The following is a 13,177-nucleotide window of genomic DNA, read 5'->3' as shown; positions in this document are numbered from 1 at the left end:
ATCTCTTTGATTAAATTTTTAATTCATTTTCAAGCTCTTCAATTGTCACTGGATTTCCTGATTTTAATCTTCTTTTATATTCTTCAATGTTTAAAATACTCATGTGTAAATCCTTTACTTTTATTTTTTTATTTTATCATCTCTCAACATCTATATTAGGATTTACACAGTTTTTTTGATGGGGCCGAGTTTTTAAGAAAAGTTTAAACTCCGCAACCAGCATTTCCTCCTCTCCAGTATTTTTTTTCAAGTTCTAAAAATCTCTGTTTTTCATCTTCACTCATTATTCTTTCATTATATTCCAGTTTTAACCCCATATTTTCAAGGAGTGTTTTTACAGAATTAATAATTTGCCCTTTTATAGGAATTCCTTCAAACGGCCATACAAATGTGGCTTTAACTGTGTTTCCTTCAAAATCAATATTTTCCAGCATACCAAGATTTACCAGACTTGTGGCAATTGCAGGATGTTGTATGCTTTCTATTGTCTGAACTATTTTAAAAAAATCCATTTTTTCTCCTTAAAGGTATTTTTTAGAAATTTTTTTAATTTCTTTGTATATTTTATCAAAATCTGCACTGTAAACCCTGGTTTCAAAAACTGTTGTCATCATGTTTGTATCTCTTTTAAACCTTGGGACCAAATGCAGATGTATATGCCCAGGTATCCCGGCCCCTGCGTCAAATCCCAAATTCCATCCCATATTTATTCCATCCGCTCCAAAATCCTTTAAAATTTTACATCCGGTTTGAGCTTTTTTTGCAATATGTGTTACTTCTAATTCATTTAAATTTTCATATTCTCCAACATGTCTGTTTGGTATTATCATAAAATGTCCCGGATTATAAGGAAACCTGTTCATTACAAAGAAGCATATTTCATCTCTGTAAAATACCTCATTTTCATCATCATATTCTGGAGATTTTGCAATATTACAAAATACGCATCCGTCTTGCTTTTTCAGATGATATTCCCTTCTCCATGGAGCATATAATCTATCCATTAAAAAATCTTTTTAAATGTTTTTCATTTAAATTAAATAATTTATTTATATTTTTTTTGTTTAATATATTTAAATTGCCTGATTTGAATATATTACCATTTCTTAACATAATTATTTTACTAAATATATCAGTTATTTCATAAAAATCATGGGTTATTAAAATAAGTTTTTTATTAAGTGTTTTTATAAAATCCCAAAATTCATATTTTACTTTGATGTCAAGCCCGTTTGTAGGTTCATCAAGGCATAAAATTTTTGGATTATGAATAACCGCTCTTGCAATCAATACTTTTTTTATTTCACCAAGTGAAAGAGTTGAAACATCCTGCTTATGGTTTAAATTAAATTTATCACATATTTCATAAGTTTTGTCTATTTCATTATTATTAAATTTAAAAAAATTATACACCACCAAAGCTTCTTTAAATGAAGAAATTATAGCATTAAAAACGGTTATATGTTCGTTTTTATAAAAATATTCCAAATCTGAATTTACAATCCCGAAAATTTTCCTTGCTTCTCTTAAAGTGATTTTTTTGCCAAAAACCAGTCTTTCTTTTAAACGCTGTGGATATAATTCATGTGTAATAACTTTTAAAAGAATACTTTTTCCACTTCCGTTTGGCCCTAAAATTACTGTATTGTCGTTTATTTCCAAACTATCAATATCCAAAATATGATGTTTAACGCCTTTTAGTTTTATCAATTTACTTTTCCTATTTTCTTTTCAATTGATTCAATTTTTTGCTTCATTCTGTTACTTTTATTTTTCCTTATATCCATTTTTATTGTTGTATATACCCTATTGCAGTCTTGCTCTAAAAGTTTATAGGCTTTATTTATAATTTCTGTTGCTTCTTCAATGGTATTCACTTCATATATTGTTCCCATCGGTGTTAACTGAAAATTAATATCGCTTTCTTTAAACATTTTTATAATTCTGCTTACATATTCACTAACACTTTCACCTTTATCTGTTGGAAACATAGCAAATTCAACCAAAATACTCATAAATTCTCCTTATTATCGTAGTTTTTAGCGTTTTTTAAAATTTTTATTTTCATAAAACCTTCATTTTTACCTAAGAAAATTTTTTTATAACCATTTTCATATGGTGAAACTCTTATTATAGCCCATATTGAATTTTTTATTTTATTTCTTTTTTTAATAAAAGCTACTCTTAAAAGAGGTTTGTTTACATCACATAAATTATTATCAGAATGAATCTGTAAAAATGTAAATTCATTAGAATTTAAAGGAAATATTTTTAAATTTGCATAGAGGATTTTTTCTTTATTATCATTTATATACCAGTTATTTTTGAATCTAAGCTCACTTCTGTTGTGTTTTTTGCACATATAAAATACCATTAAATCATTATCCTGCAGATAAAAATATTTATTTTCATATGCATTAAATTTACCGTATTTTACACTGTATAAAGGATTGTATTTACTTGTAGGTGCCTGAAGTTTTGCATTGTTTAGTATTGGTTTAAATTTATCAAGTGAATAAGGCGAATCATGAGCAAACAGCAAAACAGATAGAAATAAAATTAATTTTTTCATATTACTTTTTTAATTGTTTTTTCTATTATTTTTCTGTTTTCTTTTGCATTGTTCATATTGGGTGAGTTAAAAAATAGATAATGATTTCCACTTAACATAATAATTTTACTATTTAATAATTCGCCTTGTCTTTTTACTGCAACAGGCGGAACTGCACTATCTTCATCTCCTCCAAAAATCAGTACTTTTCCTTTATAATTTCTAAAAATTTCACTGAAATCTTCATCCACAACTTTTTTGAAAGTTTCATACATATTTTCATTCATTCCTTTAGCATCTTTGCTTACAAAATATTTTCTAAATTTACTTAGCCCTAAAAATTTTAATGTTTTATAAAATTTTATTTTAAGTCTAATGTTAATCGGTTTTGGCAAAACTATTCCGGCACTTGCAAGAAGTACAAGTAAATCCGGTTTAAGAAGGGTTGCAACTTTTCCTCCAAAACTGTGTCCTATTATAATATCTTTTTTTATATTTAGTTCATTTAAAAATTTATCCATTATTTTTGCATAATCAAAAGTACTTAAAACATAATCATTACTGCTTTTTCCAAATCCTGGCATATCAATATAAATATGTTTGAAATCATTAAAATTATCACTAAAAACTTTCATAATTTCTTTATTACTGCCCCAACCGTGCAAAAAAATAATATTTTTTTCCTTATTCGGATTTATAATATCATAAGCAATTTTAAATTTTTTATCATCAACCTCAAGATTTCTAACAGCCAAATTAAACCTTTGGTATAAATTTAAGACTAACTGAATTTATACAATATCTAAGACCTGTCGGCATAGGTCCGTCTCCAAAAAGATGTCCGAGATGCGCCTCACAGTTTGCGCACATTACCTCCACTCTGTTCATTCCGCCGCTGAAATCAGGAGCTTCAAGAATTTTCCCAACCGGTATATAAAAACTCGGCCATCCTGTGCCGCTGTCAAATTTATGCTCCGAGCTGAAAAGCTCTTTTTCACAACATTTACATGCATAAATACCTGGTTTTTTATTATTCCAGTATTCATTATCAAAAGCCGGTTCGGTGCCTTTATCACAAATAACATATTTTTCAAAATCGTTTAATTTATTTTTACAGTTACACAAATTATCAACCTTTGTTATAATTTCACAAATTTTACTAAAATTAGGAGAAAAATGAAAGATTTGAATTCAATCAATGAATTAATTGAAGCTTTGGAAGAATTACCGAGCATTGGCAAAAAAAGTGCAACAAGACTTGCTTTATTTCTGGCAAAAGATAAATTCAGGGCAATGAAACTGATTAATGCTATTGAAAATGTAGTAACAAATATAAAAGAATGTTCAATTTGCGGCAATTTCAGCGAATATGAAATATGTGAAATTTGCGATAATCCAAACAGAGACAAAATACTTGCAGTTGTGGAAAGTCCAAAAGATATAATGATTATCGAAGAAAGCGGAAGTTACAACGGATACTATTTTGTTTTAAATCACTTAGATGATGAAAAAATTCAAAAACTAAGAAATTTTATAAAAGATAAAAAAATAAAAGAAATTATTTTTGCATTCCCTCCTTCGGTTGAAAGTGAAGCAAGAAGTTTATATTTAGAAGATAAATTAAAAGATTTGAAAATTGAATTTTCTCAAATTGCCCAAGGCATTCCAACTGGGGTACATTTTGAAAATGTTGATATTAATTCCCTCACAAAAGCAATAAAACTCAGACACAAAGTTTGAAACTTTTTTACAAAGCCATATTTTGTAAAATCCGCTAAATTTCATATTGTACTCCGTCTATATAATACCATTTATCAACTTTTATAAATCGGCTTTTTTCGTGCATAATATAATCATCAATATATGCTTTAAATTCAACAAACGCCTCTTTTTTACCATTTATAAATTCAATAATTTCTAATTTTTTGAAATAACTATTACTAAAATCTTTTATAGATTCAATCCAAGCCTTTTTGTCTTTTTCAAAATGAGGGGAATCTTTATGAGTGGTTTTTATAATATATTCGGCATTGCCCATGGCATAAGCAGAAAATCTGCTTTTCATAAGCAACAGTGCATCGGGAGCTGAATTTATTTTGTGCCATTTGAAACAGCAGTCTTTATATTTTTTACCGCTACCGCATGGACATAAAGAATTTTTACTGAATTTCATAATATGCATTCTCCCCTTTTGCTTTTAATATTTCATTTATAACAGTTCCGCCTTTTGTATATATGATATTTTTTGGTACGTTTTTATCATATTTTATTAATTTTTGATTGATATTTTTTTTAACCCAATTTAACATAATATTTTTACTCTCTGGATTTATATAAATATTTTCATCCTTTTTAAACTGTGAATTCAATGCTTTTGCTTCTTTTGCCGTAATAATTTCAAACTCTTTTTCATTTCTTTCAAACAATTCAGTTAAAAAATGAAACTTTTTATCCTCTGTAAAAAATCCTTCGCTGTAAGGAGGTTTATCAAACACCTTTTTTTTATAAACATTGTCATTTATTTTTTCTAAGTTAGAATCTAAAATTTCCCTGATATATTCGTCTTCTTTTTTCAATTCTCCAAATCCAAATTCATTAAATAAATATTTTGTAAACTCATACTCACTAATTCTTTCATCGTGGCCGCTTTTCAAGCAGCCAGATGAGCAAAGCTCATTTTCCATTTTCCATTTTACATTTTCCATTGTTAAAACATATTCATGAAAATAACTTCCTCTTACATCTTTTTTTTCATAAAAATCTTTTGTAGGAATAAAAAGATTTGCAATTTTTGCCGTTTCATCATAATATTTTCCAAATACAATTAACTTTTTTTCTTTTAATTTTTTCCATTTATCCCTATTTACAAAACTGACAAGCGGATTTGCGCCCTGAATAAAAACTACATCAAAATTATCCAGATTAACATCAAACAGAGCTATTTTGTTTTTATGATTTATTTTAAAAGGGTTGTTTATCCCAAAACTGCTGCTTCCGAGATATGCAACACCCATGTCTTTTTTCCCAAAATAATCCAGCATATAAAAAAGTGAATCAATTGCCCATGCGGTTTTATAACACTCTTTACATTTAGAAATACCAAGCCCGGTTAAAACAACAGCACCTTCGGTTATTATTTCAAACAGTTTTTCAGCCTGTTTTTCATTTACTCCGGATTTTTCAATTAATTCGTTTTTGGAATAAGAAAAAACTATTTTTTTAAATTTTTCAAAATCCAAACCGTCATCTTTTTTAACTAAATTCCTTTCCATTGCCATTTGGGAAAGCAATGCAGCTAAATAATAATCAGAATTTGGTTTTACCTGAATAAAAAAATCAGAATTTTTAGCTGTTTTAGTATTTATTGCATCAATAGTAATAGTGAATTTATCTTTTATTAAAGGCAAAAGATGAATATTAGTAACATATGGGTTTCTTCCCCAAATAATAACATTCTTAGCATTTTTTACAATCCATATTGGTAAAATTAAACTTTTGCCTCTTGATTTTTTAATACCTTTCTCCCCTATTCCGTCACATGTGCTGCCAACGGCAAAAGTAGCTCCGTATTTTTCAAAAAATAATTTCGTAACATTTTGCATTAATCCCATATTTCCTGAGCCCTTGATAAATAGAACTTTTTTAGGCTGAGTTGATTTTAATATAGTTGTAAATTTATGTAACACTTCATTTAACATAATATTTTTACCATTAAATTTTGCAGTAGATTCTATAGGAAATTTAAAATAATTGTTTAATTTCCAGCAAAGATAAGGAGTTATTCCCTCTGCTTTAATTTTCCGTTTTCCGTTTTCCATTTTACACTGGCAGGCGTCCCAGCAATCAAGTGGGCAAAACATTATTTTCCTTTTAAAAGCTCTTTTGCATATTCATAAGCTTTTTTACTTTTTTCTTTTCCGCCTATTATTCTGGCAATTTCATTTATTCTTTCATTAACACTCAGTTCTTTTACATAACTTTTATTGTTTTCTTTCGTAACCAAAAAATGTTTATCGGCTACACTTGCAAGCTGAGGCTGGTGGGAAATAGCAAAAATCTGATATTTAGTGGAAAGATATTTTAATACTTCGGCTACACTCATACTTTCTTCGCCGCTCAAATTTGCATCTATTTCATCTAAAAAAAGACTTTTTTCTTCATCTTCGTATTCAAGTTTACTAGCCAAAAGTGCTACTCTAAGTCTGTTAAATTCACCGGTGGAGAGTGTATTAGTATCTATATCATTGATGACTATTTCGACTTTATCTTTCCCAGACTCGTTTAACCCGTCTTCAGAAAAATGTATTTTAGCTCCGGGCATATAAAGTTTTTTTAAAAAATAATTAATCTTTTCTTCAAGCTTTTTTGCCGCAATGATTCTTTTTTCAGTTATAAACCGGGCTGTTTCATTTAAGATTTTTTTAAGTTTTTGAATATCATTAATAAGTTTTTCTTTTTCAAAAGATATATTTTCAAACCTGTTTAATTCCTCTTTTTTTTCTTCATAATATTTAAGTGCTTCTTCAATACTCCCAAACCTTCTGATTAATTCCTGAAGTTTGGATAATCTTTCCAACACTTCTTCTATATTTACATTCTCCAAAAAAGACGCTTTTTCCACAGCTTTATCAATCATAATTCTAAGTTCATTCATAGTATTTGAAAAAAATTCTCCATCTTCGTCTGTCATTTCCAAAAATTCATATACAATATGTTCTAAATCAAATATTCTTTCCACTTCATGAATTTTATCTTTTATTTTTTCTAATTTACTTAAATCTTTTTTTATTTTCATTAATTCTTCAAACTCCCCTATTTTTGGGGAAATTGATTCTATTTTTTCTATTTCATACTTTAAAAATTCTTTTTTTTCAGCAGATTCTTTTTGTTTTTTTGTTATTAATTCTAGTTCTTTTAATAATTTTTTATATTTATTATATAGATTTTTATATTCATTTAATTTAACATAATAATCTTTCTCCTGAATAATTTTATCAAGCAGACTTAATATATTTTTATTTTCAAACTCTTTTATTTCCCTTAAAGAGAGATAATCCAGAAATTTTGAAGACATTTCTTTAATTGTTTTTTTACTAACCGCCTGATTGTTTATAAAATACCTGTTTTTGTTTTTTTTAATCTGTTTAAAAATAAGAACTTCATCGTTTTCGATTCCGTATTTTTCCAAATCTATATTTGCATCAACAACGGCTTCCGACAAAGCGGCATTTACGTCAAAATATCCAAAAATTGACAAAATTCCCCTCATTAAAACAGATTTCCCGGCCCCGCTGGGACCCGTAAAAACAATCAGACCTTTTGAAAATTCAAGCTCAACTTTCTGAAATTCGAGCTCGACTTCTTCAAATGTAACATAATCTTTTATATAGACTCTTTCTATCACTACCCTTCTCCCCAATGAAGTTTTTCCCTTAACACATCAAAATAATTTCTTTCCATCCTGTGTATCAGTTTTGCAGGATATTTTGCTTTTCTCAGTTTAATGTCGGAATTTATATCAAATATTTCCTGACCGTCTATTATCATTTTTGCAAAATCTTCTTTCACTTTTGCCTCTATTTTAAATTTACTCGGAATAACAAGAGGCCTTTGTGTAAGAGAATGCGGACAGATAGGCGTTAATATAAAACTCTCCGTCAAAGGATACACAACAGGGCCGCCGGCGCTTAAATTATATGCGGTCGAACCTGTTGGAGTGGAAATTATAAGGCCGTCTCCGTGATAAGTATTTAAATGGGCCTCATTTGTATCTATATCTATATGTATCATAGATGAATTAATATCCTTACTGATAACCACATCATTAAAAGCATACAAAAGATTATTGTTAAATTCAACTTCAATAACCATTCTTTCATCTATTCTATATTCACCTTTTAAAAATTTTTCAATAAATTCATTAATATTTTCAGGATTTATATCAGTTAAAAACCCTAGTTTCCCTGCATTTATACCAAGTATAGGCTTATGATACCTGTAACTTCTTCTTGTAAGTGATATTAAAGTGCCGTCTCCCCCGAGTGCGACAAGAAAATCAGCCTCTTCGCACATTTTATTAAAATCCATCCCCAAAAGTCCTATTAATTTTGCACAAACAGTATCAATTAAAACTTCTATATTGTTTTTTTCAAAAATTTTTTTTATCTCTAAAAAATCACTTTTTATTTTTTCATCCGCTTTTGGTTTAAGTACAAATCCCGCTTTCAATTTAAACCTTTTTTTATAATTATAGCAAGTTATGAACATTTATAATAATAAATTATTTTAACAGAAAAATATTATTTTATAATATTCTATGTTATAATATCCAAAACCAAAAGGAGAAAAAATGGACAGAAGCAAATCAATAGAATTATTAAATAAAGCAGTGGGGGAAGAGCTCAGTGCAATTCACCAATATATGTATTTTCATTTTATACTGGACGACTTGGGATATGATTTACTGGCCGGTATTTTTAAAAAAACTGCAATTGAAGAAATGCTGCATACTGAAAGATATGCCGAGAGAATTTTATTTGTAGGCGGTGAAATTGAAATGAAACCGGCCCACGAGGTAGAACATATAAGAGACCCAAAAGAGATGCTGAAATGGGCTATGAAAAGTGAAGAAGATGCAATAGATATGTATAACGATTTTGCAATTGAATGTGCGAATGCAAAAGATTCTGGAACCAAACAGTTATTTGAAAGTATCATTGCAGATGAAGAGAGACATTTTGACACATTTGAGACTGAATTTGAAAATCTTCAAAAATTTGGAGATAGATATCTTGCCCAGCAGGCAATGGAAAGAAGTAAAAAACAAGGAATGCCGGCAGAATAATCTAAGCGCTGAGAATATCGTTTATAAAAACACTTCTTATCTTTTCCGCTTTTTTAATATATTTATTTTTCTTTTTAATTATTTTTTTAGTGTCTTTGTTAAATTTTTTTCTTAATTTTTCGCAATTATAATAATCATGGGCTTTTCCTAAATTATCCTGAATTAATTTTAAAATATCTTCATATTCAGGATGAGTGTATCTGCATTTTTTAATTTCTATTCTTATTTTATGAAGAGTTTTGTCATCTTTATCTAAAAAAGTTTCATTCAAAATTTTTAAACAATTTTCAATTGAAATCTCTTTTTCTTTTTCAATAGGTTTTATTTCACTTTTAAAATTATCTAAAAATTCTAAAAATTTTTTTCTAAGTTTTTCATGTTTTCTTTTTAAAAATTTTTGAATTTTTTTACCTTTGCAAATTTTAATCAATACATCTGTATCTCTTAATTTAGAAGAGTTTTTAAGTAAATTTTTAAGCCCCGTATCGGTTTTACCTTCTTTTTGTAATTTAGAAAGAGCTTTTCTCGCCTCCACCCTTAATTTATGCAAAATCTTAGCGCTGTCTGATTTTTTGTATTTATCAATTAATTTTTTTATTTCCATAATTTATCCCTTTTATCAATAAAAACTTCCTGAATGGGATAGGCTAACTCTAATTTAGAATTTTCAATTATATTCAATATTCTAAGATAAACATCCTGTTTAACTCTCAGCCACTCTTCCCAGTTTATACTTATCGAATAGGCATAAACTAATATCTTCATTGAATATTCATCAAATTCATCTAAATAAACCAAAAGTGTTTTTCTTATCCCATATTTATCTTCTATGGAAAAAAGTGCATTTTTATACATAATACGCCTCAGTTTATTTTCTATTTTTTTATCTGTTACAATCCCGGGATGTTTTTCGAGCATTTTTTTTATTTCTTTAATAACCCTTTTAATCTCTTCGATATCGGTGGAATATTTAATTTTTACCCAAAATTTTATTCTTCTTCCTATGAACCTTCTGGAATAATTTTTTATCCAGCTGTTGGCCAAAAAAGAATTGGGAACAGTTATTAAAGCATTGTCAAATGTTCTGACCTGTGTAGATGTAAGGCCTACGTCGGCAACCAGACCTTCAAAATCCTTTGTTTCTATCCAGTCCCCCTGATGAAAAGCGTCTTCACTGATAACCCTTATGGAATCAAAAAAATTCTCCAATGTACCTTTGGCCGCCAAACCTATAATAGCACCACCCACACCCAAAGATGTTACAATAGCCGCAATATTCACCCCCAAATGGATTAATATTGAAATAAAAATAATTAAAATTATAAAAAGTTTTGTAAAATGAATAGATAAATTAAAAACTTCTTTTCTTACATTGGTTTTATGAGATAAATTAATTGCGATTATTACATAAATAATATATTTGATTATTTCATAAAACAGCCAGCCTATAAACAAAACATTAAAATAAAAAACCCATTCTTTGATTTTATAATTTTTTAATAAATAAAAAACAAAATTTCCGTCAATCAACAATAATAATGGTATTGAAATTTTATAAATTCTTGAATAAAAAAGTTTAAAAAAAATATTTCTTCTATGCTTAAATATAAAATATTTTATATATTTAACAAAAAAAATTGAGAATAAATTGAACAATACAATAAAAATTAAAAGATAAATGCTGTTCATTGGCATCCTTTGAAAAAATTATAGCACATTTTGATATAATTGCGCTTAAAAAAGGATATTAATGAGAAGCCACTACTGTGCAGAACTTAATGAATTGAATATTGGAGAAGAGGTGGAACTGGCAGGATGGGTAAATTCACACAGAGACCACGGAGGGGTTATTTTTATAGACCTCAGAGACAGAAGCGGGCTAATACAAATAGTTGCAGATCCGGCTGACAGTGTTGAAGCTCATAAAGTTGCCGAAAAAGTAAAAGACGAATATGTAATAAAAACAAAAGGTAGAGTAAGATTAAGAGGTGAAGGTCTTGAAAATCCAAAACTTAAAACTGGAAAAATCGAAGTTGTAGCTGATTCTTTGGAAATCGAAAATACATGCGAAGTTTTGCCTTTTCAAATCGGGGATAAAAATGTAAATGAGGAACTTAAATTAAAATACAGATATTTGGATTTAAGGGACCCTGACAATTTAGAAACATTCGTTTTAAGAAGCAAAGTCACAAAAGCCGTGAGAGATTATTTTGACAGTGTGGGCTTTATTGATGTAGAAACACCTATTCTTACCAAATCCACTCCGGAAGGTGCAAGGGACTATTTAGTACCGAGCAGGGTTCACCCCGGGAAATTTTATGCACTTCCCCAATCACCTCAGCTTTTTAAACAAATTTTAATGGTAGCTGGATTTGACAAATATTATCAGATTGCAAAATGTTTCAGGGATGAAGACCTCAGAGCCGACAGACAGCCGGAATTTACACAGGTTGATGTGGAAATGAGTTTTGTAACACAGGAAGATGTAATTAAAACAATTGAAGGTATGACAAAAAAAGCTTTTGCAGTAGCCGGGATTGATGTTAATCTGCCGATTGAAAGAATAACTTATCATGAAGCCATGGAAAAATACGGAAGTGACAAACCGGATTTAAGATACGATTTGGCAATGATTGATGTAATAGATGAATTTGTTGATTCAAACAATGAAATTTTCAGCAATATTGCAAAAGATAAAAACAAAAACAGATTTAAAGCACTTAAAATTCCTGGAGGGGATAATTTTTATTCAAGAAAAAAATTAAAAGAGCTTGAAAATTACGTCAGAAAATTCGGAGCAGCGGGACTTGCATATATTCAAATAAAAGAAGACGGTTTAAAAGGCCCGATTTTAAAATTTTTAAGTGAAAAATCACTTGAAAGATTAATATCTAAACTTAATCCCCAATTGGGAGACATAATATTTTTCGGAGCAGGAGATAAAAAAACGGTACTTGATTATATGGGCAGACTACGTGCCAAAATAGCAAAAGAGATGAATTTATATGATGAAAAAGATTTTAAATTTGTCTGGGTTACTGATTTTCCAATGTTTGAAAAAGATGAAAAAGGAAATCCTACTCCGCTTCACCATCCTTTTACCATGCCTAATATGCAAACTTGGGATGAAAAAAATTTTGAAAATATAAAATCAGTTGCTTATGATTTAGTCTTAAACGGTTATGAAATCGGAGGAGGAAGTATACGTATACATAAAGAAGAAATCCAAAAAAAGGTGTTTAAGCTTCTGGGTATCAATGAAATTGAAGCAAGGGAAAAATTTGGATTTTTACTTGACGCACTTAAATTCGGTGCACCTCCTCACGGCGGATTCGCACTTGGACTTGACAGGGTTATAATGTTAATGCGTCATACTGATAACATAAGAGACGTAATTGCGTTTCCAAAAACACAAAAAGCCCAGTGTCTTCTGACAGAAGCACCTAATGAAGTGGAAACAGCCCAGTTAAAAGAATTACACATAAAAATACACAAACCTAAAAATGATTAGATTAAGCGATCTTAAAAACGGAGATGTTTTTAAAATAATTGAATTTGACCGTTCCTGCGGGAATTTCAAATACCGAATGCAGGATTTGGGTATTAGAAAAGGACAGATGGGACAAATTATAAATAAATCAATTTTTGGTCCTGTCGAAATTGACATGGAAGGCAGAAAAATTGCCATAGGAAAAGGAATGAGCAAAAAAATTTATGTTAAAAAATTTGAATGCCCGATGTTTAAATAGTGAGTGGTGAGTTATGAATTATGAGTTGTGAAT

The 13,177-nt window shown here is 28.9% G+C and carries 17 protein-coding genes; 4 read left to right on the top strand and 13 right to left on the bottom strand.

All coding sequences use genetic code 11. The features are described 5' to 3' along the window. Positions 1-203: 203 nt before the first annotated feature. Genes DZ67_RS0109435 through msrB form a run of 7 tightly spaced genes read right to left on the bottom strand, consistent with a single transcriptional unit; the run spans position 204 to position 3,676 of the window. Positions 204-512 (bottom strand): iron-sulfur cluster assembly protein, encoded by a 309-nt coding sequence (locus DZ67_RS0109435; RefSeq protein WP_024788380.1) that lies wholly within the window; start codon positions 510-512, stop codon positions 204-206. A 9-nt stretch (positions 513-521) separates the two neighbouring features. Continuing rightward, positions 522-1,004 carry an HIT family protein gene (locus DZ67_RS0109430; RefSeq protein WP_024788379.1) on the bottom strand — a complete coding sequence of 161 codons (483 nt, stop codon included), beginning with the start codon at positions 1,002-1,004 and terminating at the stop codon, positions 522-524. After that, positions 997-1,710: an ATP-binding cassette domain-containing protein gene (locus tag DZ67_RS0109425; protein ID WP_024788378.1), complete on the bottom strand. Its 714-nt coding sequence runs from the start codon at positions 1,708-1,710 to the stop codon at positions 997-999. Before DZ67_RS0109425 ends, DZ67_RS0109430 begins: the two co-directional genes overlap by 8 nt. Further along, on the bottom strand, positions 1,707-2,015 hold the full coding sequence (locus DZ67_RS0109420) for an MTH1187 family thiamine-binding protein (RefSeq protein WP_024788377.1): 309 nt from the start codon (positions 2,013-2,015) through the stop codon (positions 1,707-1,709). Before DZ67_RS0109420 ends, DZ67_RS0109425 begins: the two co-directional genes overlap by 4 nt. Beyond that, positions 2,012-2,572 (bottom strand): polysaccharide lyase family 7 protein, encoded by a 561-nt coding sequence (locus tag DZ67_RS0109415; protein WP_024788376.1) that lies wholly within the window; start codon positions 2,570-2,572, stop codon positions 2,012-2,014. Before DZ67_RS0109415 ends, DZ67_RS0109420 begins: the two co-directional genes overlap by 4 nt. Further along, a complete protein-coding gene (locus tag DZ67_RS0109410) occupies positions 2,569-3,306 on the bottom strand; it encodes an alpha/beta fold hydrolase (protein WP_024788375.1) in 738 nt (245 codons plus the stop codon). The genes DZ67_RS0109415 and DZ67_RS0109410 overlap by 4 nt, the downstream gene beginning before the upstream one ends. Before the next feature lies 1 nt (position 3,307). Next, positions 3,308-3,676, bottom strand: a complete 369-nt coding sequence (gene msrB, locus DZ67_RS0109405) for a peptide-methionine (R)-S-oxide reductase MsrB (protein WP_024788374.1) — start codon at positions 3,674-3,676, stop codon at positions 3,308-3,310. A gap of 51 nt (positions 3,677-3,727) precedes the next feature. Here msrB and recR point away from each other — a divergent pair, with 51 nt between their 5' ends. Next, entirely contained in the window at positions 3,728-4,291 is a 564-nt protein-coding gene (gene recR, locus DZ67_RS0109400) for a recombination mediator RecR (protein ID WP_024791086.1), read from the top strand. A gap of 34 nt (positions 4,292-4,325) precedes the next feature. Here the strand turns inward: recR and DZ67_RS0109395 are convergent, their stop codons facing one another. From DZ67_RS0109395 to DZ67_RS0109380, 4 genes are read right to left on the bottom strand one after another with little or no spacing between them, the layout of a single operon-like run. Next, positions 4,326-4,724, bottom strand: a complete 399-nt coding sequence (locus DZ67_RS0109395; RefSeq protein ID WP_024788372.1) for a YchJ family protein — start codon at positions 4,722-4,724, stop codon at positions 4,326-4,328. Next, positions 4,711-6,411, bottom strand: coding sequence for a molybdopterin-dependent oxidoreductase (locus tag DZ67_RS0109390; RefSeq protein ID WP_024788371.1), 1,701 nt, complete (start codon positions 6,409-6,411; stop codon positions 4,711-4,713). The genes DZ67_RS0109395 and DZ67_RS0109390 overlap by 14 nt, the downstream gene beginning before the upstream one ends. Then, complete coding sequence (locus DZ67_RS0109385; RefSeq protein ID WP_024791085.1) at positions 6,411-7,955, bottom strand: AAA family ATPase; 1,545 nt, start codon at positions 7,953-7,955, stop codon at positions 6,411-6,413. Before DZ67_RS0109385 ends, DZ67_RS0109390 begins: the two co-directional genes overlap by 1 nt. Then, complete coding sequence (locus tag DZ67_RS0109380) at positions 7,955-8,779, bottom strand: NAD(+)/NADH kinase (protein WP_024791084.1); 825 nt, start codon at positions 8,777-8,779, stop codon at positions 7,955-7,957. The genes DZ67_RS0109385 and DZ67_RS0109380 overlap by 1 nt, the downstream gene beginning before the upstream one ends. Positions 8,780-8,900: 121 nt before the next feature. Here DZ67_RS0109380 and DZ67_RS0109375 point away from each other — a divergent pair, with 121 nt between their 5' ends. Beyond that, positions 8,901-9,395: a bacterioferritin gene (locus tag DZ67_RS0109375; protein ID WP_024791083.1), complete on the top strand. Its 495-nt coding sequence runs from the start codon at positions 8,901-8,903 to the stop codon at positions 9,393-9,395. 1 nt (position 9,396) lies between these two features. Here the strand turns inward: DZ67_RS0109375 and DZ67_RS0109370 are convergent, their stop codons facing one another. Continuing rightward, complete coding sequence (locus DZ67_RS0109370; protein ID WP_024791082.1) at positions 9,397-9,999, bottom strand: CHAD domain-containing protein; 603 nt, start codon at positions 9,997-9,999, stop codon at positions 9,397-9,399. After that, on the bottom strand, positions 9,990-11,084 hold the full coding sequence (locus DZ67_RS0109365) for a mechanosensitive ion channel family protein (protein WP_024791081.1): 1,095 nt from the start codon (positions 11,082-11,084) through the stop codon (positions 9,990-9,992). Before DZ67_RS0109365 ends, DZ67_RS0109370 begins: the two co-directional genes overlap by 10 nt. 61 nt (positions 11,085-11,145) lie before the next feature. Here DZ67_RS0109365 and aspS point away from each other — a divergent pair, with 61 nt between their 5' ends. Continuing rightward, positions 11,146-12,906 (top strand): aspartate--tRNA ligase, encoded by a 1,761-nt coding sequence (aspS, locus tag DZ67_RS0109360; RefSeq protein WP_024791080.1) that lies wholly within the window; start codon positions 11,146-11,148, stop codon positions 12,904-12,906. Continuing rightward, the gene (locus tag DZ67_RS0109355) at positions 12,899-13,144 is read left to right on the top strand and encodes a ferrous iron transport protein A (protein WP_024791079.1); all 246 of its coding nucleotides are present in this window, start codon (positions 12,899-12,901) and stop codon (positions 13,142-13,144) included. Before aspS ends, DZ67_RS0109355 begins: the two co-directional genes overlap by 8 nt. The last annotated feature ends 33 nt before the right edge of the window (positions 13,145-13,177 follow it).

This window comes from Lebetimonas sp. JS138 (assembly GCF_000523335.1).
Classification (GTDB): Bacteria; Campylobacterota; Campylobacteria; order Campylobacterales; family Nautiliaceae; genus Lebetimonas.
The sequence above is the reverse complement of the archived record's forward strand: the minus strand, read 5'-3'. Positions and strand labels throughout refer to the sequence as shown.

Excerpts from the sequence above, each read along its gene's own strand:
- DZ67_RS0109435 (WP_024788380.1), bottom strand. The coding sequence starts at position 512 with ATGGATTTTTTTAAAATAGTTCAGACAATAGAAAGCATACAACATCCT.
- DZ67_RS0109430 (WP_024788379.1), bottom strand. The coding sequence starts at position 1,004 with ATGGATAGATTATATGCTCCATGGAGAAGGGAATATCATCTGAAAAAG.
- DZ67_RS0109420 (WP_024788377.1), bottom strand. The coding sequence starts at position 2,015 with ATGAGTATTTTGGTTGAATTTGCTATGTTTCCAACAGATAAAGGTGAA.
- DZ67_RS0109415 (WP_024788376.1), bottom strand. The coding sequence starts at position 2,572 with ATGAAAAAATTAATTTTATTTCTATCTGTTTTGCTGTTTGCTCATGAT.
- recR (WP_024791086.1), top strand. The coding sequence starts at position 3,728 with ATGAAAGATTTGAATTCAATCAATGAATTAATTGAAGCTTTGGAAGAA.
- DZ67_RS0109395 (WP_024788372.1), bottom strand. The coding sequence starts at position 4,724 with ATGAAATTCAGTAAAAATTCTTTATGTCCATGCGGTAGCGGTAAAAAA.
- DZ67_RS0109390 (WP_024788371.1), bottom strand. The coding sequence starts at position 6,411 with ATGTTTTGCCCACTTGATTGCTGGGACGCCTGCCAGTGTAAAATGGAA.
- DZ67_RS0109375 (WP_024791083.1), top strand. The coding sequence starts at position 8,901 with ATGGACAGAAGCAAATCAATAGAATTATTAAATAAAGCAGTGGGGGAA.
- DZ67_RS0109370 (WP_024791082.1), bottom strand. The coding sequence starts at position 9,999 with ATGGAAATAAAAAAATTAATTGATAAATACAAAAAATCAGACAGCGCT.
- DZ67_RS0109365 (WP_024791081.1), bottom strand. The coding sequence starts at position 11,084 with ATGAACAGCATTTATCTTTTAATTTTTATTGTATTGTTCAATTTATTC.
- aspS (WP_024791080.1), top strand. The coding sequence starts at position 11,146 with ATGAGAAGCCACTACTGTGCAGAACTTAATGAATTGAATATTGGAGAA.
- DZ67_RS0109355 (WP_024791079.1), top strand. The coding sequence starts at position 12,899 with ATGATTAGATTAAGCGATCTTAAAAACGGAGATGTTTTTAAAATAATT.